A 22,475-nucleotide genomic window follows, 5' to 3' on the forward strand; every position below is an offset into this window, starting at 1 on the left:
TTTAGTGGTCTGCATTAGTGCATAACAGTTTGCACAGTGACGTGCTCTGACTGTTTTGTGATGATTTACATCGGGGTTACACCTGAAACAAAAAAAATAACCTTATAACGGGAAGAAAAAACAATATGGCGATGTTAGAAACGATTGTTAATTTCATGAACAGTTTGCTTTGGGGTAAATTGTTAGTGTATGGCTTGGTTGGTGCTGGGTTATATTTTACCGTCCGTCTGGGCTTTATACAGATAACTCACTTTGTTCATGGTATTAAAGTGTTGGCTATCAGTCGTCGTCCTGGTAAGCACGGGTTGTCGTCATTCCAGGTCTTTTGTACCAGTATGGCAGCAAGAGTCGGTGCTGGTAATATGGCTGGTGTGGCTGTTGCAATTGGTACCGCAGGCCCAGGCGCCGTTTTCTGGATGTGGGCTATTGCTGTATTAGGTATGGCTACAGCGATGATAGAGTCGACTCTGGCGCAAGTTTATAAAGTTAAGGATGGTGATGGGCAATATCGCGGCGGTCCTGCTTATTATATGGAAAAAGGCTTAGGCCAGCGTTGGATGGGTGTGCTGTTTTCATTCTTTTTAATCTTAGCGTTTGGTTTAGTCTTTAATGCCGTCCAAGCTAATACCATTACTGGTGCGATGACCCAAGTATTTGGTTTTGAACCAATCTATGTTGGTATCGGTATTGTTATTTGTAGTGCATTTGTGATTGTGGGTGGATTAAAGAAAGTGGCAAAAGCCTCAGAGTTAATCGTACCTATTATGGCAATAGCCTATATTGCAATTTCATTTGTTGTGGTTGCAATGAATATTGAGAAGTTACCTGATGTATTTATGCTAGTGATCAATAGTGCATTTGGATGGCAAGAAGTCGCCGCTGGTGGTATTGCCTATAGTGTTGCTCAAGCTATGCAGGCCGGTATTGCCCGTGGTTTATTTTCAAACGAAGCCGGTATGGGGAGTGCTGCTAATGTAGCAGCAAGTGCTTCACCTAATCCTAACCATCCAGCCTCACAAGGTTTTGTGCAAATGATGGGGGTGTTTGTGGACACTATTGTGATTTGTACAGCTACCGCCGCGATTATTTTGCTCTCAGGTGATGCTGCAGAAGGCTCCGATGGTATTGCAAAAACAATTAGTGCATTAACAAGTCATGTTGGTGATTGGGGTGGTGCTTTCATTGCTTTTGCTATTTTGCTTTTCTGTTTTACGTCAATTATTGCTAACTATTCATATGCAGAAACTAATGTGATGTTTTTATCTGGTAACAGCAAAAAAGCGCTACCACTGTTTCGTTTAGTTGTTTTGGCTATGGTGATGTTTGGCTCGCTGGCTAAAATCAGTTTAGTGTGGGATCTTGCAGATGTATCAATGGGATTGATGGCGATTGTTAACTTGGTCGCGTTAGTCTTGTTGTCTGGTCTAGCGGTAAGAGTAATCAATGATTATCGTGAGCAGATTGATGCAGGGATCGATCCTAAGTTTGATACCAGTAAATTTCCTGAGCTTGAAGATCAGCTAGAAGAAAAAATTTGGCCAAACTCTACCGAACCTGCCAAAAAATAATATTTGTAGGTTAAGGTAATCGAAAAAACCATGTCATTGCGGCATGGTTTTTTTATGTCAGTCCAGTATCATAACGCTATGATTTTATTTGGAGCGAACATATGCTGGTTTTGATTTCACCTGCAAAAACATTGGATTTTGAAAATCCTCCAATCACGAATGATTTTACTCAAGCGCCATTATTAGCACAAAGCCAAGACTTGATAGACGTTTGCCGTGAACTCACTCCAATGGACATCGCCAGCTTAATGAAGGTGAGTGATAACATTGCCGGATTAAATGCTGCACGTTTTTCACAATGGCAGCCGCCTTTTACATTAGATAATGCAAAACAAGCAATTTTTGCTTTTAGAGGCGATGTGTATACCGGTTTTGATGCTGATAACTTATCGGGTGAGCAAATTAAGGCAAGCCAAAAGCACCTGCGGATTTTGTCTGGTTTGTATGGCTTACTTAAGCCGCTTGATTTAATTCAACCATACCGTTTAGAAATGGGCACCAAACTCGCTAATCCTAAAGGCAGTAACCTGTATGCATTTTGGGGCGACAGCATTACCGAGGAAGTGAATAAGGCAGTAAAAGAGCAGGGCGATGATATTATTGTTAACTTAGCATCGAACGAATATTTTAAGTCGGTCAAGGTCAAGCAACTTGCAGGAACGCTTATTACGCCAGTGTTTAAAGACTGTAAAAATGGTCAATTTAAAGTGATTAGCTTTTATGCCAAAAAAGCGCGCGGTCTGATGGCGCGTTATATTGTAGACAATCAGCCTAAGAGTATCGAACAACTAACCCAGTTTGATCTCGAAGGCTATTATTACAGCCCAGAGCAATCAACTCCGTCAGCACCTGTTTTTTTACGTGCAGAACAAGGCTGATAGTTAAATGAACAGACAAAAAAGCCCCTAGATTATTTCACTAGGGGCTTTTTTGATGAGTTCAGCAAGTCGTTTCGGTATTATTTCTGAGGATCTTTGGGTTTTATTGGTCTTAAATCGATTTCAGACTGCGCCATCATATACGCAAATTGAGCATAAGCGGCTGCACTTTGAGCGAGCTTTTTAGGGGCAATTTTATCTAAGGTATCATTGGGTGTGTGGTGATAATCAAAATAGTCAGTACCATCTTGATGCAATGACGCTACAGGCACTCCTAAGCCTGGCATGATTGATACATCAGGACCGCCAGAGGCTTCATTGTTGCCAAGTTCTACGCCAAATAATGTCATGGCTGAATGCTCTTGCTTAACCTGTTCAAAAGTCTCTGGATTGACATTAAAATCAATTTTATACACAGGCCCAGCACCAAAATCAGACTCAGCTGCAATATAGTGCTTATCTAATTCATCTGCATGTTGTTCTGCATACGCTTTCGCGCCAACAATACCGACTTCTTCTGCAGCAAATAATACCACTCTAATTGTACGGGCTGGTTTTTGAGGTAAGTCTAAAATCAATTTAGCTGCGGTTGTCACTATGGCGACACCTGCGCCATCGTCAATGGCTCCAGTGCCTTCATCCCAGGAGTCTAAATGCGCACCAATTAATACAATCTCATCTGGTTTACTGCTCCCTGTTACTTCAGCAATCACATTATATGACGTTGCAATCCCCTGGTTTTCTGAAGTCATATTTAATGACAGCACAATATTAGGATCACGTTTTAACATGGCATTAATTAAGTCTGCATCTGGGTTAGACATTGCTGCAGCAGGAATTTTAGGGATCCCTTCTTCGTAACGCATCATTCCTGTGTGTGCCATACGATCATGGTCGGTGCCAATTGAGCGGATTACAATAGCTACGGCGCCTTTTTCTGCCGCTGCAATTGCACCTCGAGAGCGGCCTCCAACGCTTTCGCCGTAACCCTTACCAGAAATATGGCGCTCGGTCTTATGGTCTATAAACACGATCTTTCCTTCAATACGCCCAGGGGAGGCGGCCTGAAGTTCTTCTAAGCTTTCAAATCTAACGATAGGAGCTTGTATACCGTTTAGCGGAGTACCAATGCTGCCTCCCAGAGCCGTTATCACCAAGGGTTGCTCATAAGGTGAAACAATACTGGCATGTGCAGTTCCACGAGACCATGCAGGCACTTGCACAGACTCTTTATAGACTTTATCAAATCCCATCAACCACAGTTTTTCCATTGCCCAATCGACTGCAACAATGTCTTTATCGGTTCCGGCTAATCGAGGACCGACTTCAACGGTAAGCGATTCAACAATGTCGTAGCTTAATCGTGATGATAATGCTTGCTTAGCAAGTTGTTGACTGATTTGCGCATCATCAGAATCATTAATTATTAATTTAGGTGTGGTTGTTTTGATTGGTGATACGGTTTGGCAACCAATTAGCGCAACAAAAATAGCGCCAACCAGGCTGGCTTTTTGAAAGTGTTTCATGAGTTTCCTTCGAATATTTTAGCTAAGTCTCATTTTTTACAACAATCTACCAAAAAGTGTGCTTTATGTCCCGACTCTATTTGTAAGGGAACGCTATATTAGTGCGGGGTTAGATTAGGAGAACATACTCGTGATGAATATTGAAAAAATGCAGCAGCAAGCAGATCATGCAGTAGTGTTGCTAAAAGCATTAGCAAATGAACGTAGATTGTTTATTTTGTGCCATCTTCTTAATGAAGGTGAAATGTGTGTCGGAGAAATGAATAAAAAGTTGGGATTGAGCCAGTCGGCGTTGTCTCAGCATTTAGCATGGCTTCGAAAAGATAATTTAGTGTGCACCAGAAAAGAAGCGCAGACTGTTTTTTATTCATTAAAGAGTGATGAGGTAAAAGAGCTGATCCAAGTGCTAAATAATATGTATTGCCATTAATTAATACCGCCTCACGAACGTCTTAATGAAAGCTCATTAAGACGTTTTTATTTACCTTCACACCACATATTACTCAATGGGGTTCACAGACATAACATAGTGGCCTGCCATTGTGCTTGACCTGTGCTAATACCTACCAGCACAAGAGTGTGATCATTTTTACTGGTTAATATCGCTCAGAAATGTTGAAGGTAGAGCAACTAGGTCGCTGCTATTTCTGCCGTATTCTATACGGCTATTCTTACGCAATCTTTGATCACTTATTTATCCTGATTTGTATAACACACTGGAATTAGTTGTACTGGGGGGAGTGAACGGTTTGGCAAATGAAAGCAAAAATGAAACGCAGAAAAATCGTTTGGTAATGTTACTTTTTAACGTTTACCAGCAACAGTCCCTAAAGTGCAGATATAAAAAAACCGGCCTAAGCCGGTTTTTTAAATCTTAAATCACAAGAATTAAGCAACTAGTGCTTTGATTCTTGCGTTTAAGCGTGCCTTTTGACGAGCAGCTTTATTCTTGTGAATAAGGCCTTTAGTCGCCATACGGTCAACAATTGGTTGTGCAGTAGCGAATGCTTCTGTAGCCGCTTTATGGTCACCGCTTTTGATAGCAGCGATAACTTTTTTAACGTATGTACGTAACATTGAGCGACGGCTAGCGTTATGCTGACGACGCTTTTCAGACTGAAGCGCGCGCTTCTTTGCAGACTTGCTATTAGCCAAGGTGCAACTCCTAAAAACTGGATTTGATACTTTTAAAGGCCGAGGAATATGCCTGCTTTTTGTCGTCTTGTCAACGTCTACGATTGAATATTCATCATAAAGATAAATTAATCCAACCTAGCATGCCTATCTTCAACCCAACTCGTGTAATATGTGGCGCAATTCTACCAGCTCTTGGGTCTGTGTGACAGAGCTAGAACCGAATATTTGTATAATTCCCATTAATTTTATTTGAAGTGACCGTGTGTCTGGGGGCTGTTTGAGCAAAAAATTATTTAAATCAGGTCTTATAGTTAGTGTTATGACGCTGATTTCGCGAGTATTAGGTTTAGTTCGCGATGTGGTAATTGCCAATTTAATGGGGGCTGGCAGTAGCGCCGATGTATTTTTCTTTGCTAATAAAATTCCAAACTTTTTAAGGCGACTCTTTGCAGAAGGAGCTTTTGCTCAAGCTTTTGTGCCTGTGTTAACCGAGTATCAAGAAAAACAAACGCCTGAAGAAACCCGTGAGTTAATTGGTAAGGTTGCTGGTACATTGGGCGTGCTTGTATCAGTTGTCACTTTGTTTGGTGTTATTTGTTCGCCAGTATTAGCAGCATTATTTGGTGGTGGCTGGTTTTTAGATTGGCTTAATGATGGCCCCAATGCAGAGAAGTTTGAGTTAGCATCATTAATGCTAAAAATAACGTTTCCTTATCTTTGGTTTATCACGTTTACGGCACTTGCTGGCTCTATTTTAAATACACGAGGACGCTTTGCTGTGTCGGCCTTTACACCTGTATTTTTAAATGTCGCCATTATTGCCGTTGCTATGTGGTACGCCCACACCCTCGAGAACCCTGAAATTGGTTTAGCATGGGGTGTCTTTGCTGGTGGCTTAATTCAGTTTTTGTTCCAAATTCCATTTTTACTTCGCGAAAAAGCGTTAGTTAAACCTTCGTGGGGGTGGACTCACCCTGGCGTTGTAAAAATTAGAACCTTGATGATCCCGGCATTATTTGGTGTATCAGTTTCACAAATCAATTTACTGTTTGATACCTTTATCGCCAGCTTTTTAATGACAGGCTCAATAAGCTGGTTGTACTACGCAGACAGATTACTCGAGTTTCCATTAGGGCTATTTGGTATTGCTATTGCAACTGTCATTCTCCCAGCGTTATCTAAAAAACACGTCAATGCCGAAGGTAGCGGATTTAGCCTGACAATGGATTGGGGGGTGAAAGCTATTTTATTACTTGGCGCCCCTGCAATGTTGGGGTTAATTATTTTAGCCAAACCTATGTTAATGGTGTTGTTTATGCGCGGCGCATTTACTATTAATGACGTTGAAATGGCCTCTTACAGTTTAGTCGCTTATGGCTGCGGCCTATTAAGTTTTATGATGATTAAAGTGTTGGCGCCTGGGTATTATTCACGTCAAGATACTAAGACACCAGTAAAATTTGGCATCATTGCCATGGTGAGTAATATGGTGTTTAACCTTATTTTAGCCATTCCATTTGGTTATGTCGGTCTAGCAATGGCAACCTCTATGTCAGCTTTATTAAATGCTGTTTTGCTTTATCGCGGCTTACATCTTGCTGGTGTGTATAGAGTGTCTCGTCAAACACTTATTTTTTCAGGTAAAGTCATAATTGCCACTGCCCTTATGGCTTTTGCAATCATATACGTTATGCCACAAATAAGCGTGTGGTTGGAGTGGCCTACGTTACAACGTATGGTGATGTTAATAGAGCTTATTATCGGTGGTGCCCTTGTTTATTTAGCCAGTTTATTGCTACTTGGCGTTCGTCCATGGAAGATTAAACGTCAGGCATAGTTAGCATAAATTACTCGCTTGGGTAATTTAAAAATCCAACAAGGGATTAAGTAAGCAAACTTCCGTAATAAACTGAGGTTGAAACTCGCATCTGACATTGATTTGGGTATATAATCTGCCGATTTATAATTGGCAGTAATTGGGCGCAATGGAATTAATCCGCGGTATACACAATATTTTACCTTCTCATCATGGTTGCGTATTAACCATTGGGAATTTTGACGGTGTCCATCGTGGTCATGCGCAGGTGATAAGCAATTTAGTCAATAAAGCGCATCACTTTCAACTACCTGCAACTTTAATGACATTTGAGCCTCAGCCCCAAGAACGCTTTAGGGGGGCAGATGCGCCAGCCCGTTTAAGCTTGTTACGCGACAAGATTAGATTACTCGATGAACTTAACGTCGACAGATTGCTGTGTATCAATTTTACTGTCGCCTTTGCAAACCAACCCGCTGAAGTCTTTATTGAAGATTTATTGGTTAAAAAACTAGGGATTAAGTACCTGGTTGTGGGAGATGATTTTTGCTTTGGTAAGGGGCGAACGGGTAATTTTAGTATGCTAGTTGAGGCGGGTAAAAAGTTTGGCTTTACCGTCGTGAGTACTCAAAGTTTTATGGTGGGGTCGTTAAGGGTTAGCTCTACTGCTGTTCGAGAGCAACTTGCACTTGGGCACTTAGAGCAAGCAAGACGTTTGCTTGGGCATCCTTTTATACTCAGTGGTCGTGTTGCTCATGGGCAAAAAATTGGCCGCACGATTGGATTTCCTACAGCTAATATTGCTTTGAAGCGAAATGTGGTTCCAGTACGCGGTGTGTTTGCTGTACGTGTATATTGGGATGACAGTGATATATATGAAGGTGTTGCCAATGTGGGTTTTAGGCCCACAGTTGATGGGCAAACTTGCAGATTAGAAGTTCACTTGTTTGATTTTTCCGGTGACTTATACGGTAAGCGAGTGGAAGTAGAATTAGTAGCAAAAATCCGTGATGAACAACCTTTTGAATCATTGGACGCGCTAAAAAAACAAATTTTAAATGATGCAAATGAAGCACGCGCTTTGTTTAGCAACGATGCTAGCTGAAAAGAATCAGCTTTAATAACGGTATGGGATCAATGAGCGACTATAAATTTACTTTGAATTTGCCGGAAACTGAGTTTCCGATGCGCGGTAATTTGGCAAATCGCGAGCCAGAAATGTTAAACCGTTGGACGGAAGACGGGCTGTATCAGCAGATCCGCGACAGCCGTACAGGTCGTAAACCTTTCATCTTGCATGACGGCCCTCCATACGCCAATGGCAGCATTCATATTGGTCACTCTGTAAATAAAATTCTTAAAGACATTATTATTAAGTCTAAAACCATGTCTGGTTTTGACGCTCCATATATTCCAGGTTGGGATTGCCATGGTCTACCGATAGAATTAAAAGTAGAGCAAAAAGTCGGTAAGCCTGGTATCAAGATTTCTGCGGCGGAATTTCGTGAAGAATGCCGTAAATATGCTGCAACTCAGGTTGAAGGTCAACGTGACGACTTTATCCGTTTAGGCGTGCTCGGCGATTGGCAAAATCCGTATTTAACCATGGATTTTTCAACTGAAGCCAATATCGTTCGTTCATTGGCAAAAGTGATTGACAGCGGCCATTTGCATAAAGGCGTTAAGCCTGTGCACTGGTGTACCGATTGCGGTTCTGCATTAGCAGAAGCAGAAGTTGAGTACGAAGATAAAACCTCACCTGCAATCGATGTGGCCTTTGTTGCTGTAGACAGCGCAGCCGTGGCGGCTAAATTTGGTGTTGCAAATTATGCTAACTCAGTTTCAATGGCAATTTGGACTACAACGCCGTGGACATTGCCAGCTAACCGCGCATTATCTTTAAGCCCTGATTTAGATTACAGCTTAGTCGAATTTACAAAAGACGGCGAAACCAAAACCATCATCCTCGCCCAAGTTTTAGTTGAGTCTTGTCTTGATCGTTATGGTGCTCAGTCACACACTATTTTAGGTGAAGTAAAAGGTGCTGAGCTTGAATTAATGCGCTTTAATCATCCATTTTACGCATTCGATGTCCCTGCTATTTTAGGCGACCACGTCACCACCGATGCTGGTACTGGTATTGTGCATACCGCTCCTGGGCATGGTCAAGACGACTTTGTGGTTGGCCAAAAATATGGCCTAGAAGTGGCAAACCCTGTTGGCGATAATGGCGTTTACAAGCCAGATACTGAATTTTTTGCAGGTCAGCATGTATTTAAAGCCAATGCTAGTGTGGTTGAATTACTTGAAGAAAAGGGTGCGTTACTGCTTCATGTACCTTATCGCCATAGCTATCCGCATTGTTGGCGCCATAAAACACCGATCATTTTCCGTGCAACGCCACAATGGTTTATCTCTATGGATAACCATGGTTTACGTTCGCAAGCATTACAAGAAATTGAACAAACGCAATGGATCCCTGATTGGGGTCAAAGCCGTATTGAAAAAATGGTAGAAAACCGCCCAGACTGGTGTATTTCACGTCAGCGCACATGGGGTGTTCCCATTACTTTGTTTGTACATCGCGAAACAGAAGAGTTACACCCAGACAGCGTGTCATTAATGGAGCGAGTCGCACATCGTATTGAACAGCAAGGTATTCAAGCTTGGTGGGATCTTGATGCAAGCGAATTACTTGGTGATGAAGCTGAACAATATCGTAAAGTCACAGACACATTAGACGTATGGTATGACTCTGGTTCAACCTTCTCATCTGTGGTTGCTGCGCGCCCTGAATTTCAAGGGCATGGCGTTGATTTATACCTAGAAGGTAGCGATCAGCACCGTGGTTGGTTTATGTCGTCGCTGATGATTTCAACCGCGATGAACGGTAAAGCACCCTACAAACAAGTGCTAACTCATGGTTTTACCGTTGATGGTAAAGGCCGCAAGATGTCAAAGTCTGTAGGTAACGTGATTGCGCCACTACAGGTCACCAACAAGCTAGGTGCTGACATTTTACGTTTATGGGTTGCTGCAACTGATTACAGCGGAGAAATGACTGTATCTGACGAGATTTTAAACCGCAGTGCAGATGCATACCGCCGTATTCGTAATACCGCGCGTTTCTTGTTAGCAAACCTAAGTGGTTTTAATCCAGAAACTGACATGATTGCGTCTGAAGACATGGTTGCACTTGACCGTTGGGTTGTGCGCCGTGCAGCAGCTTTGCAAAAAGAAATCATCGAAGCATACGATCAATATAATTTCCACCAGGTGACTCAAAAGCTGATGCAGTTCTGTTCAGTTGAGTTAGGCAGTTTTTATCTTGATATTATTAAAGATCGCCAATACACAGCTAAACAAGAAGGGCATGCCCGTCGCAGTTGTCAGTCTGCATTATTCCATATTGCAGAGGCCATGGTACGTTGGATGACGCCTATTTTAAGTTTCACTGCTGACGAAGTATGGCAATTACTGCCAGGCAAGCGTGAAAAGTATGTGTTTACCCAGGAGTGGTACCAAGGTTTAGAAGCTGTCACATTAGACAGTGATTTAAGCGATGACTACTGGGCTAAATTGTTAGATGTTCGTAACGAAGTGAACAAAGTACTTGAACAAGCACGCCGTGATAAGCGTATTGGTGGTTCATTAGAGGCTGAAGTGACCTTATTTGCAGATGCTGATTTAGCGGCGCAATTGGCTAAAGTCGGTGATGAATTGCGTTTTGTGTTACTGACCTCAAAAGCCGCTGTTGCAGACATGTCGCAAGCAGGTAACGATGCCATCGATACCGAATTAAGTTCGCTTAAATTAGTCGTTAATAAAAGCGAAGCTGAAAAGTGCGAGCGCTGTTGGCACTACCGTGAAGAAGTTGGCACCATCGAGGCTCACCCAACATTATGTCAACGTTGTGTGACTAATATTGAAGGTGAAGGCGAGCAACGCGAATTCGCTTAAGGGAATAATAATGAGTTCTGTGCCATTAACGTGGAAAGACAGTGGCTTGCGTTGGTATTGGGTGGCTGCATTGGTGTTTTTAGCCGATCAGCTATCTAAGCAATGGGTCTTGGCTAATTTTGAACTGTACGAGTCGGTAAAACTACTGCCATTTTTCAATTTCACTTATGTGAGAAATTATGGCGCAGCATTTAGTTTTTTAAGTGATGCCGGTGGTTGGCAGCGTTGGTTGTTTACCATTGTTGCTATTGGGTTTAGTACCTTATTGACCATTTGGTTGCGTAAACAATCGCACACCATGTGGCGCAGTAATTTGGCTTTTACTCTCGTCATAGGTGGGGCGTTAGGTAACTTAGTTGATCGCTTAATGCACGGTTTTGTTGTGGATTTTATCGATTTTTACTGGAATACCAGCCATTACCCAGCGTTTAATATCGCAGATGCTGGCATCTTTGTTGGTGCCATATTGATTATTTGGGAATCGTTCAAACCTGATGTTAAAGCATCAGAGGAGCAATCAAGCCGTGACTGATTTATCTAAACAAGATAACCATGCATTATTGTGCCACATGAATATCGTGCTTGAAGACGGCTCAACAGCTGATAGCACTAAAGCATCAGGAAAACCTGCAAGGCTGAATATTGGTGACAATAGCCTTAGCCCTGCATTTGAGGCCCAACTTAAAGGGCTAAAAGCAGGAGATAAACACAAGTTTACTCTAGCGCCACAAGATGCTTTTGGTGAGTCGAATCCTGACGCAATCCATTATATGGACCGCAGCCGTTTTCCTGCAGACATGAAACTGGAAGCCGGTGTCATTGTCAGTTTTGCAGGTCCTGGTGGCAGTGAAATACCTGGTATTGTGCGTGATACAGCTGGGGATTCAATTACTGTAGATTTAAACCATCCACTTGCAGGGCATACCGTTACGTTTGAACTTGATGTCGTCAGTGTTATTACCGAATAAAGGCAAAACATGTTGAAAGTAGATCCTACATCGCCAGAGTTAAGCATTTTACTCGCTAATCCTCGTGGTTTTTGTGCAGGGGTAGATCGTGCCATTAGCATTGTGGAGCGAGCCTTAGAGTTATTTGAACCGCCTATCTATGTGCGTCATGAAGTGGTGCATAATCGTTATGTGGTTGAAAACCTAAAGCAGCGTGGCGCTATTTTTGTTGATGAACTCGAGCAAGTACCAAATAACAGCATCGTTATATTTAGTGCTCATGGTGTATCGCAAGCCGTTAGGAAAGAAGCGAAAACCCGTGGGTTAAAAGTATTTGACGCAACTTGTCCGTTGGTGACTAAAGTGCATCTACAAGTGACTCGTGCGAGTCGTAAAGGCATAGAATGCATTCTAATTGGGCATCAAGGTCACCCAGAAGTTGAAGGTACGATGGGCCAGTACGACAACCCTAAAGGCGGGGTTTATCTGATTGAGTCACCAGAAGATGTAAATAATCTACAGGTGAGCAACCCTGATAACTTATGCTTTGTTACTCAAACAACGCTTTCTGTTGATGACACATTAGATATCATTGCTGCTCTACAAAAACGTTTCCCATCCATCGAAGGGCCACGTAAAGATGATATTTGCTATGCAACGCAAAATCGTCAAGATGCAGTAAGAAGTTTGTCAGCAGAAGTCGACTTGCTTATCGTTGTGGGGTCAAAAAATAGCTCTAATTCTAATCGACTACGTGAGTTAGCTGAAAAAACAGGTACCCAATCTTATCTAGTTGATACCGCTGCAGATGTTGAAGCTGCCTGGTTTAGTCATGTTAAAAAGGTTGCTGTCACTGCTGGGGCTTCGGCACCAGAGGTTTTGGTACAACAGGTTGTTAACGCCATCGCTACATTAGCCCCGAGTGTTATCACTGAGGTAGAAGGCAGAAAAGAAGACACGGTTTTTGCGGTCCCTGCTGAATTACGCTAATAAATTCAATTGACTACAAATATAAACCCGCAACTTAAATTAGGTTGCGGGTTTTTTGTACTTGTGCGTTAAACCGAGTATAATACTGAATAAATGTTAACTTTATAAATCAATGTAAATATATATTCATGCTACTTACTGATTACATTTAACTCAGCTATGATTATAAATTGGTTAATGTAATTATCAGTAGATTAGGTTTAAGGCAAACCAAAGTTTTTATTGCCTTTTCATGGAGGTTTGGCTCTGATGTCATCAAAAAGGAATGGATTTTCCTTAATCGAAGTAATGGTTTCACTAGTTATTCTGGTGATAGGCCTTATTGGCATTTTTAATCTGCATCTCGTTGCCAAAAAAGGCAGTTTTGAGTCTTTTCAACAAACCCAAGCCTCGTATTATGCTAATGATATTATCAATCGCATGCGTATTAATAGTAGTGAACTTGCAAATTACGCAGGCACTTACTCAGGCACTTCAATCACATCTGCTAAAGCCTGCGATGTAGCCGTTGGTGTGAATGCCGTTTGCACTAATACCGAAACAAGAACTTGGGATTTATATCAGTGGGAACGCGCATTTGCTGGTGAAAATGAAAAATCATCAGATAATAATAATGTTGGTGGGCTCGATTCTGCTACGGCGTGTATTAGTGTAACTGGCACGGATGTCACTGTTGTGATGACATGGAAAGGTGTACGTGCAACCTCAGATGGCACCGAAGGTCAGTCAACCTTTATAAAAGGCTGTGGTAGCAGCAGCGATAAACGACGCGCGTTAGCAGTTAATACGGCGATTATAAGATGATGAAAGCAATAAAAAAACAACAGGGTATGTCACTTGTTGAATTAATGGTTGCAATGCTGATCAGTTTGTTTTTAACAGCTGGTCTTTTTACCATGTTCAGTATGTCATCGAGTAACGTCACCACAACAAGTCAGTTTAATCAATTGCAAGAAAACGGCCGTATTGCGTTGGCTATTATGGAGCGAGACTTAAGCCAATTAGGTTTTATGGGGGATATTACTGGTACTGATTTTATTATAGGTACTAATACCACTATGTCATCTACAGCGGTGACGGCAGATTGTGTGGGTGCAGGGTTAAACAATGCCAGCTTTCCTAATGCCCAACCAGCTCATTTTCGTCGACTTTGGGGCTACGAGCAAGGTGTCAGCGCTGACTCATTGGCTTGTGTTTCACCTAATAGTGGTACTGATGTTATCCAAATAAAACGTTTGATTGGTCCACCAGCCACAGCTCCGTTGACATCTTCACGTTACTACGCTTCAACTACGTCTAATGAAATTATCTTTTTTGATGGTAGCGCAACTCCGCCTACTCTTCTAAACAGTCGTGTGTGGGAGTTTCAGCATCATGTTTATTTTATTCGCGATGACGGCTCAACTCCTGTGCTGAGAAGGCGCACCCTATCAATCAATAATGGCATGAATAACGAAGAGCAACTCGTAGAAGGCATAGAAAATATGCGTATTATGTACGGCTTCGATAATGATGGTGACGGTACTGCGGACAGCTATATGCCAGCGCAAAATGTCACCACATTGATGTGGGATAATGAGCTGTTTCAACGATTAGTTGCGCTTAGAGTGTTTTTGTTAGTTCGTGCAAGTGAAGAAGACAATAGTTATAAAAATGATAATAAGTACTCGTTGGGTGATAAAACGATAGGGCCGCTTAATGACAAATATCGTCGCAAGGTTGTGTCTAGTACTATTATTTTAGAAAACCCCATTTTAATTAATCTTTAGTTTTATGAGTACACCATAATGCTGGTGTATTGCTTGGTTTACTTTTAGAAGGTGTTAACAATGATTACATCGCAAAAAAAGCAACAAGGTATCGTGTTGTTTTTTTCATTGATAGTGCTCGTGCTGATGACCATTATCGGTGTTGCATTGGCTGTTAATTCTACTCAGTCATTACGTATGGCTGGTGCGGGTTCTGAGCGAATTGAAGCAATGGCATCAGCAAAAGGCGCGCAAGATAAAGTCATTTCAGCTAATGCTGGTAGCACAATGGCAACAATGACGGTAGAAACTACCTCTTTAGATGGTGCTTTAGGTGTTTCTAATACTATAACGCCTATGAATGCTGGTGATGTCAGTTGTCAGCGAAGTGCTACAGCGAGTTCAGGAAATTTAATCAGTTGTCGTAGAGTGGAAGTTTCGAGTGCCGCGACATTCGGCCGCAGCGATATGGGGTTAGTAACCGTTGTTGCTGGTATTGAACAAGAAGTGTTAACAGGGAGTTAGTCATGTTTTTAAAACAATTATTATCTACATTGCTATTTGCAATTTTGGCTTACTCGTCCATCAGCTTGGCCGATGATACCGAATTGTATGTACTTGAATCCACCGCTCGTACGGGGTCTAAACCACAAGTGCTCATTATTTTTGATACGTCTGGTAGTATGAGTTCTACTTTTAAAACAGACGAGCCTTATGAACGAGGCAATGAAAACACTTCAAAGGGTACCTTAAAGGGTGACACTAAGTTGTATTTTACTCGCAGTAGTTCAAATATTCCTGAAGTGAGCAGTAGTCAGTTTTTCTTGCACAGTGTAAACGGCTGTGATGTGGGTGAAAAATACCTTGAAGATTACGGTATGTTCACCGGTTATATTCGTGAGCACAAGTATGTAGGTGAAAATGGTGTTTGGTCTGAATTACCACTGACAGACGGTAGTTCAATCAAACAAGTTGATTGTTACGAAGATATTGCCGAGCGAAACTATTATAATAATGGCACTAATTTTTGGGGGTTTCCTGTTGATGGCCTAGGTAGCAGTGCAGATCCTATCCGTTATGTGGCCGCTAATAACTCATCATCCACAGCCGAAATTGATGCAGCAATTGAAAAAGCTAAGTTAACAAATTTTGGTATCGGGCAACCCATTACACTTTATACAGAAAAATATGTGAGCTGGTATCACAGCACTAAAAGCCAAAAAAATTATTCAAGATTATCTGTTGCTCAACGTGTAATTGAAGACACCATTGTTACCACTCCTGGTGTTGATTTTGGCCTGTCTGTGTTTAACACAAACTCAGGCAGCTCAAACAGTGGTGGGCGAATCGTGTATGGTATAACCACTAATAATGAAGCCAATAAATCTAACTTGCTATCTACAATTGGTTCATTTAATGCCGATGGATGGACTCCTTTGTGTGAAAATCTTTATGAAGCCTATCTTTATTTTTCTGGTCAAGGGGTTCGTTATGGTGATGATGAGCCAACTAGAACTCCTTACAGGGATACAAGCGTAGAAGTCAGTAGTGTATACAAATCGCCTTTTGTTGGTAAGCAGTGCCAAGACAAGGCCTATGTCATTTATATCACTGATGGATTACCCACAAACGACAATAATGCTAATAATGAGATAAAAAATCTTCCAGGTATTACAAGTGCATATTCAGGTAACTATTTACCGGCGCTTGCTGGTTGGTTAAATAACAACGATGTTAATACTAGCCTTGATGGCACTCAGACTGTATCGACTTACACTATCGGTTTTGGTTCTGATGCCGCGTCAGTTGCCGGTATTTTGAAAGAAACTGCTTCACGTGGTGGTGGAGCGACATACACTGCATCTGACGCTCAAAAATTACAGGAAGCATTGCAGTCAATTTTCTCAAATATTTTAGAAACTAACTCTAGTTTTACCTCTCCTTCTATTGCTAGTAATAACTTTGACAGAACCCAAACTTTAGATTCTGTTTATTATGCGATGTTTTTACCTAATGAAGGCCCTCGTTGGGTCGGTAACTTGAAAAAGTTCAAAGTGACTGGTTCAGGGGACATTGTCGATAAAAATGGTAATGATGCCATTGGCGATGATGGTAATTTAGCCTCGTCGGCTTGTTCTTATTGGACTGATGATTCAGTCTGTAGCGCAACGAGTGGTGGGGGTGATGGTAATAACGTTCAAATTGGAGGTGCATTAACTAAGTTGCAATCGACTTCTAGTAGAACCTTATATGGTAATTTTGGTACAGGCGGTGCACTTAAAGCATTTAACAAGTCAAATGCTGCGACTAGTTTAGGGAGTGAAGCTGCGTTAGCGACGTTTATGGGCGTTGATAAAACAGAGCTAACTAAATTATTTGATTGGACGATTGGTATCGATGTCGATGATGAAGATGACGACGGCTCAACAACCGATAAGCGTGCCGATATTATGGGCGATCCATTGCATTCTAAACCATTAGCTATTAACTATGGTACTGAGGGGTCTCCAGATGTTCGCATTTTGCTTGGCACTAACGCTGGTTTTCTACACATGTTTAAAGATAGCGGTGCTAATGTAGAAGAGTCGTGGGCATTTATGCCGCAAGAGTTATTGCCTAACCTTCGTGAATTAAGGGCAAACGTGCCAACAGGGGTTCATTCTGTTTATGGTATGGATAGCCCGCCAGTGGCATATGTAAAAAGAAATGCTTCAGGTACTATTGATAAGGCTTGGTTATTTGTTGGTATGCGTCGTGGTGGTAAGTCGTACTACGCACTCGACATTACTAATCCTGATTCACCACAGTTTAAATGGAAAGTAGACCCTAGCTCCACAGGCATGAGTGACATGGGCCAATCATGGTCTGAACCTGTAGTTACCTTGATCCCTGGCGTTCCAGCCGGTAATACATCAGCAGATAGTGCATCTCCTGTGGTGATTATTGGTGGTGGCTATAATCCTTCAACAAAAGATGGATCAGGGGTCGGTACCGATGACACAACTGGTCGCAGTGTTTACATCTTAAATGCTGATACAGGAGCGCTTGTTTATCGATTTGGCACAGGTGCTAGTGGTACGCAATTACCTGGCATTGTTGACAGTATCCCCAATAGCGTTGCTATATTAGACAGTAATAATGACAACTTAACCGACAGATTGTATGCAACTGATACTGGCGCTAATATTTGGCGTATGGATTTACCCAGTGCATCTCCTACTAGTTCAACTAGCCCGTGGACAGCATTTAAATTTGCAAGTTTAGGTGGTTCAACACAAGCAACAGATAGACGCTTTTTTGCCGAAGCCGCAGTGGCCCAAACAGTGTTTACAAATATATCTCAAGTGACAGTGACAGATGCATCAAAAAATACGACAACAAGTTTGACCTATCAAAACATCCCTTACGATGCTGTGACTGTCGGGACAGGTCATCGACCACATCCATTAGATACAACTCGTTCAGATATGTTCTTTATGTTGCAAGATCGAAATGTTGTTACCAAATCATTTACTGGTGCGACAGGTAAAGAAATACCAGCCGCACTTGAATTAACTGATTTGTATGATGTCACTTCAGTCGCGCCAACAACAGAAGCACAGAATATTGCATTTGGCAGTAAGCGTGGGTGGTATTATAGCTTTGCATCTAAAGGCGAAAAAAGCTTATCTGCTTCTACAATCATTCAAGGAAAGGTGTACTTTACCTCTTATGTTCCAGGGGACAATACCTCTGCAAACCAATGTTTAGCGGTTGGTCAAGGCCGGTTATACGGTTTTGATTTGCACAAGGGCACTCGTACCTATACTCAAGAATATTTAGAGATGGGTGCCAGGGTTCCAGACACTCCACAGTTAGTCATACCGCCAAATGGTACATCAGAAAGTTATATGTACTTAATTGGTATTGGCTCCGCGGGCGATGACATGGAAAAAGTAGACGATGATGAAAGTGATGGCTGTGCCGCTGGTGATGATAAATGTATCGGTGGTGGTTTAGGCGTAAATAAAATTTATTATCATATAGATGAATAGCAATGAGCAAAAAATAATGATTACCAATGCAAGAGGATTTACTTTAATTGAAGTCATGATTACCGTTGTAATTGTGGGGATTTTGGCTTCAATCGCTTATCCAAGTTATACCCAGTTTGTTGCCAAAGGGGCAAGAGGTGATGGATTGGCTGGTGTAATGCACGTGGCTAATTTGCAAGAGCAGTATTATCTTGATCACCGTGCATTTACTAACGATATGACTAAAATCGGCTTGTCAGCAGATCCTTGGATTGTAGAAAATACCTACTATAAAGTGGACACCACATTAAGCGGGGATGATTATACTGTCACTGCAACAGCTGTTGGGGTTCAGGCTACTCGAGATACGGCTTGTGCTACAATATCGCTAACTTCAACAGGTACCAAGTCCCCTACGGAGTGTTGGAAATGAACATGATTAAACCGATTGTTACAGTGTTAACCTTGTTATTATCAATGAATGTAATAGCGGATGAAACAACGACATTAACACCTTATAAGTGTCATATAGAGACTCCTAATGGCTCAAATATTGCGTTGTTTACGTGGGATGCAGCACAGGTTGTGCAAGAGCAAAGCGCGTTACTTGCCGATTATGTGCCTACCATTACTAATGAACGATTGATAGTGAAAAGAGTCATTGAGTGCATTACCGAAGATAAAGTATTTAAAGATGTCTTAGTCAGAGAACAGGATGCTCAGCGTACACATTAATTATTGATTCAAGTTTAAAATGAAAAAGGCTTACATTTGTAAGCCTTTTTACTAACTGCAAGTCACTGTTGTAGTAACTTTAGACATTCTACCTGATGAATTAATGCTGACGGCCTCAGAAGAGCTGCTGTCAGCAGCACCAGGGCAGTATCTGAAAGTGCCACTTAGCCCATTAGTCGCCATGCCATCTGGGTTAAAACTATATCGAGATAAGTCAGATTTAATAATGTCGTTACTGTGAAATGCATCAACTTTACGTAATACAGTATCAGTAATACCGTTAGTAGTATCTATTGCACCAATAGTCCCGTTATCAATAAATACGCTAAAACCTTGTGTCCAGTCAGTACCACAGGATGTCGATGTCATGGGGCAAACAGATACTCTACTGCCATAACTAACAGCTTGGCTTCTAGCAAACACGAGTGAAGATTCAATAGTGCTAATTGCGCTTCTTGCTCTTATTCCTTCATAGAGAGAATTCAATGAAGGCACTGCAACAGTAATAAGAATTGCGGCTATAACAACCGTAACCATCACCTCGACTAAGGTAAAACCTGGCTGTAAATTTTTCATGTGTGTATCCTCAGCTATATAAGAAGAGTATAACTAAGCACAGCGTGAATTACAGCGTTTAATTGGTTATTTATTGTCTTGAGGTTCGGTCATTTCACAATATCTATCTCACTATTTACTAAGTTAATTTGACTTACATATGATGTTCTTCTTTTTCGACATTCTTGCTCGGCCAGCTTGATTGACAATCACAGCTTTTGAGTATTCGCTATCAACCGTCCCAGGGCAATACGTTAGTGTGCCATTAGTGCCAGATGCTAATCCATCAGGTTGAAAGCGAACAGCTGCGCGGTTATAGCTAACATAATCATTTTCATTAAATGCAGATGTTTGCTGTAGTATTTGATCATTAGCATCTAATTGATTCTTTTTGCCTTGATCAATAAATACGCTTAAACCAATACTCCAATCAGCAGAACATTTGTTATCAACAATAGGGCATACCGTCACCCTTGTTCCATAAGTAATGGCCATATTACGACCAAATTGAATTGTTTGTTGTATTACTTTAATACTGCTTTGCGCTCTAATCTGTTCATTAACGGCACTAAAAGAGGGGATAGCAATGAGTGAGAGCAACATAATTAGCAAACTTGTTACAATGACTTCAATAAGGCTAAAGCCCTTAGTGAGATAAATAGCGGTCATGTTAGTTCATCCTTAATCTAGTGGAGCATCCAGCCATGAGCTCAATAGTATAGAAAATGACCAATGTGTTTGCTGTGAAATATCTTTTTCTAAATACGCAAAATAGCAGCGACAATTTGCTGTAGATTCAAGTAAGATATTTGCAATAAATTTGGTTACCATAAACGTCAACTACGACAAACGCTTAACCAAGAATTAGCCGATGACAGGAGTATGTAATGAAAAAAGTCGAAGCCATTATTAAACCATTTAAACTTGATGATGTGCGTGAGTCACTCGCTGAGATTGGCATTACGGGTATGACAGTGTCAGAAGTAAAAGGGTTTGGACGCCAAAAAGGCCATACTGAGCTTTATCGCGGTGCAGAATACATGGTTGATTTTTTACCTAAGGTTAAAATTGAGCTCGTGATCCAAGATGAGCTACTAGAGAGAGCCATCGATGTGATTGTTGATACCGCCAGAACAGGTAAAATTGGTGATGGTAAAATTTTCGTGACTGATGTCGAGCGCGTTATTCGTATCCGTACCGGTGAAGAAAACGAAGAAGCAGTATAAGGCCCATTAGGGCCTTTTTAATGTCAGTTGATTTTGTTAGTCGTATTGTTTTATAGGGTTTCAGAGGTAAATTATGCAACAAAGAATTGTTATCGTGGGTGGCGGGGCTGCTGGTTTAGCTTTAGCCTCAAAATTGGGGCGTAAATTCGGTAACAATCCTTTAGTCGATATCAGCTTGATTGATAAGAACACCGTTCATATTTGGAAGCCCAAATTACATGAAGTTGCTGTGGGAGTTATAGATCAATCAATTGAAGGGGTGCAATACCGAGATCATGGCTTAAAAAATGGCTATCGCTATGTTCGAGGTGAAATTGCGCAGTGTGATCCTCAAACTAAGTCTATTCAGCTCGCTCCTGTCAGTAACGATGAAGGAGAGGAGATCATTGCTGCACGTCATATTGAATATGACACCCTGGTATTAGCTTTAGGCGGGGTTTCAAACAGCTTTAATACACCCGGTGCCGAAAAGCACTGTATATTTCTAGACAGTCTCGATAGTGCAAATTTATTTCACCACAAATTGATGGATGCCTTATTACAACTCAATGAAACCCAGGATCAACTAGGCATTGGTATTGTAGGCGCAGGGGCTACAGGTGTTGAATTAGCGGCTGAACTACATCATGTGATTGAATCTGTTAAAGAGTACGGTTATCAAAATATCAGTAAAGATCATCTAGACATTAATCTTATTGAAGCCTCAAATAAAATTTTACCGCAGCTGCCTGAACAAGTCAGCGCTAGAGCACAAACCGTTTTATCAAAACTCGGAGTAAAATTACATTTAGGTGTGCAGGTAAAAGAAGTCACCAAAGAAGGATTTGTAACGGCTACAGGTGATGTGATAAAAGCCAATATTAAGGTGTGGGCAGCAGGTGTAAAAGGCCCAAAAGTGTTTGAAAATTTCACTCAACTGCCTGTGACTCCTCGTAATCAAATCGATGTTGATGAGTGTATGAGAGTTAAAGGCATCGCTGATATATATGCTTTAGGTGATTGCGCACAGCTTATATTACCGTCAGGAAAGCCTGTGCCTCCCCGTGCTCAAGCTGCAGCGCAAATGGCAGATCGACTTTATGCTAATTTATGTTTAAAAATGAAATCACAGCCCGAAAAGCCCTTTGAGTACAAAGATTATGGTTCGCTGGTTTCATTAAGCCGTTTTTCAGCGGTAGGTAATTTAATGGGCAATTTACGCTCTGGTGATTTTTTCGTTGAGGGCCATGTCGCACGATTAATGTATATCTCATTATACCAACGTCATTTAGCCAGTTTGTATGGTTGGTTTTCGGCATCTGTGTATCGTGTTGCTCAAAAACTACTGCGCTGGCAACGCCCCAAGCTTAAATTACATTAAGCTCTTTTTGACCGAA

At 41.5% G+C, this 22,475-nt stretch carries 21 protein-coding genes; 17 read left to right on the forward strand and 4 right to left on the reverse strand.

The window, feature by feature from the left end:
- Positions 1-131 precede the first annotated feature (131 nt).
- Together IEW93_RS10555 and yaaA are read left to right on the forward strand one after the other, a co-directional pair.
- Complete coding sequence (locus IEW93_RS10555; RefSeq protein WP_188739373.1) at positions 132-1,568, forward strand: alanine/glycine:cation symporter family protein; 1,437 nt, start codon at positions 132-134, stop codon at positions 1,566-1,568.
- A 101-nt stretch (positions 1,569-1,669) separates the two neighbouring features.
- Positions 1,670-2,446: a peroxide stress protein YaaA gene (yaaA, locus tag IEW93_RS10560; RefSeq protein ID WP_188739298.1), complete on the forward strand. Its 777-nt coding sequence runs from the start codon at positions 1,670-1,672 to the stop codon at positions 2,444-2,446.
- Positions 2,447-2,526: 80 nt separating this feature from the next.
- Here the strand turns inward: yaaA and IEW93_RS10565 are convergent, their stop codons facing one another.
- Positions 2,527-3,972 (reverse strand): M20/M25/M40 family metallo-hydrolase, encoded by a 1,446-nt coding sequence (locus IEW93_RS10565; protein WP_188739299.1) that lies wholly within the window; start codon positions 3,970-3,972, stop codon positions 2,527-2,529.
- A 133-nt stretch (positions 3,973-4,105) separates the two neighbouring features.
- Here IEW93_RS10565 and IEW93_RS10570 point away from each other — a divergent pair, with 133 nt between their 5' ends.
- Positions 4,106-4,402, forward strand: a complete 297-nt coding sequence (locus tag IEW93_RS10570; protein ID WP_188739374.1) for an ArsR/SmtB family transcription factor — start codon at positions 4,106-4,108, stop codon at positions 4,400-4,402.
- Positions 4,403-4,860: 458 nt separating this feature from the next.
- Here IEW93_RS10570 and rpsT read toward each other — a convergent pair whose 3' ends face one another.
- Positions 4,861-5,127, reverse strand: coding sequence for a 30S ribosomal protein S20 (gene rpsT, locus IEW93_RS10575; RefSeq protein ID WP_160053085.1), 267 nt, complete (start codon positions 5,125-5,127; stop codon positions 4,861-4,863).
- Between the two features lie 259 nt (positions 5,128-5,386).
- Between rpsT and murJ the strand changes: the two genes are divergently transcribed.
- The 12 genes from murJ (at position 5,387) to IEW93_RS10635 (ending at position 19,318) form a co-directional block, all read left to right on the forward strand.
- Positions 5,387-6,946 carry a murein biosynthesis integral membrane protein MurJ gene (gene murJ / locus IEW93_RS10580; protein WP_188739300.1) on the forward strand — a complete coding sequence of 520 codons (1,560 nt, stop codon included), beginning with the start codon at positions 5,387-5,389 and terminating at the stop codon, positions 6,944-6,946.
- 148 nt (positions 6,947-7,094) lie between these two features.
- Positions 7,095-8,030, forward strand: coding sequence for a bifunctional riboflavin kinase/FAD synthetase (gene ribF, locus IEW93_RS10585; RefSeq protein WP_188739301.1), 936 nt, complete (start codon positions 7,095-7,097; stop codon positions 8,028-8,030).
- A 32-nt stretch (positions 8,031-8,062) separates the two neighbouring features.
- Positions 8,063-10,885, forward strand: coding sequence for an isoleucine--tRNA ligase (gene ileS / locus IEW93_RS10590; protein ID WP_188739302.1), 2,823 nt, complete (start codon positions 8,063-8,065; stop codon positions 10,883-10,885).
- Positions 10,886-10,904: 19 nt separating this feature from the next.
- On the forward strand, positions 10,905-11,417 hold the full coding sequence (lspA, locus tag IEW93_RS10595; RefSeq protein WP_188739375.1) for a signal peptidase II: 513 nt from the start codon (positions 10,905-10,907) through the stop codon (positions 11,415-11,417).
- Entirely contained in the window at positions 11,380-11,853 is a 474-nt protein-coding gene (gene fkpB, locus IEW93_RS10600; protein WP_188739303.1) for an FKBP-type peptidyl-prolyl cis-trans isomerase, read from the forward strand. The genes lspA and fkpB overlap by 38 nt, the downstream gene beginning before the upstream one ends.
- A gap of 9 nt (positions 11,854-11,862) precedes the next feature.
- A complete protein-coding gene (gene ispH, locus IEW93_RS10605) occupies positions 11,863-12,822 on the forward strand; it encodes a 4-hydroxy-3-methylbut-2-enyl diphosphate reductase (RefSeq protein WP_188739304.1) in 960 nt (319 codons plus the stop codon).
- A 249-nt stretch (positions 12,823-13,071) separates the two neighbouring features.
- A complete protein-coding gene (gene pilV / locus IEW93_RS10610; protein ID WP_188739305.1) occupies positions 13,072-13,626 on the forward strand; it encodes a type IV pilus modification protein PilV in 555 nt (184 codons plus the stop codon).
- The gene (locus IEW93_RS10615) at positions 13,623-14,591 is read left to right on the forward strand and encodes a PilW family protein (protein WP_373284913.1); all 969 of its coding nucleotides are present in this window, start codon (positions 13,623-13,625) and stop codon (positions 14,589-14,591) included. The genes pilV and IEW93_RS10615 overlap by 4 nt, the downstream gene beginning before the upstream one ends.
- 60 nt (positions 14,592-14,651) lie before the next feature.
- Entirely contained in the window at positions 14,652-15,095 is a 444-nt protein-coding gene (locus IEW93_RS10620) for a pilus assembly PilX family protein (protein WP_188739306.1), read from the forward strand.
- A 2-nt stretch (positions 15,096-15,097) separates the two neighbouring features.
- On the forward strand, positions 15,098-18,604 hold the full coding sequence (locus IEW93_RS10625) for a pilus assembly protein (protein ID WP_188739307.1): 3,507 nt from the start codon (positions 15,098-15,100) through the stop codon (positions 18,602-18,604).
- Between the two features lie 16 nt (positions 18,605-18,620).
- Positions 18,621-19,016 carry a type IV pilin protein gene (locus tag IEW93_RS10630; protein WP_223418583.1) on the forward strand — a complete coding sequence of 132 codons (396 nt, stop codon included), beginning with the start codon at positions 18,621-18,623 and terminating at the stop codon, positions 19,014-19,016.
- A gap of 2 nt (positions 19,017-19,018) precedes the next feature.
- Positions 19,019-19,318, forward strand: a complete 300-nt coding sequence (locus tag IEW93_RS10635) for a TapY2 family type IVa secretion system protein (RefSeq protein WP_229706669.1) — start codon at positions 19,019-19,021, stop codon at positions 19,316-19,318.
- 51 nt (positions 19,319-19,369) lie between these two features.
- Here IEW93_RS10635 and IEW93_RS10640 read toward each other — a convergent pair whose 3' ends face one another.
- Both IEW93_RS10640 and IEW93_RS10645 read right to left on the reverse strand, forming a co-directional pair.
- Positions 19,370-19,894 (reverse strand): GspH/FimT family pseudopilin, encoded by a 525-nt coding sequence (locus IEW93_RS10640; RefSeq protein ID WP_188739310.1) that lies wholly within the window; start codon positions 19,892-19,894, stop codon positions 19,370-19,372.
- Between the two features lie 123 nt (positions 19,895-20,017).
- Complete coding sequence (locus tag IEW93_RS10645) at positions 20,018-20,542, reverse strand: GspH/FimT family pseudopilin (protein WP_188739311.1); 525 nt, start codon at positions 20,540-20,542, stop codon at positions 20,018-20,020.
- 218 nt (positions 20,543-20,760) lie between these two features.
- Here IEW93_RS10645 and glnB point away from each other — a divergent pair, with 218 nt between their 5' ends.
- Both glnB and IEW93_RS10655 read left to right on the forward strand, forming a co-directional pair.
- Complete coding sequence (gene glnB / locus IEW93_RS10650; protein WP_124017158.1) at positions 20,761-21,099, forward strand: nitrogen regulatory protein P-II; 339 nt, start codon at positions 20,761-20,763, stop codon at positions 21,097-21,099.
- 70 nt (positions 21,100-21,169) lie between these two features.
- The gene (locus IEW93_RS10655) at positions 21,170-22,459 is read left to right on the forward strand and encodes an NAD(P)/FAD-dependent oxidoreductase (protein WP_188739377.1); all 1,290 of its coding nucleotides are present in this window, start codon (positions 21,170-21,172) and stop codon (positions 22,457-22,459) included.
- Positions 22,460-22,475 lie beyond the last annotated feature (16 nt).

The sequence above is a fragment of the Shewanella inventionis genome (assembly GCF_014641855.1).
GTDB lineage: Bacteria > Pseudomonadota > Gammaproteobacteria > Enterobacterales > Shewanellaceae > Shewanella > Shewanella inventionis.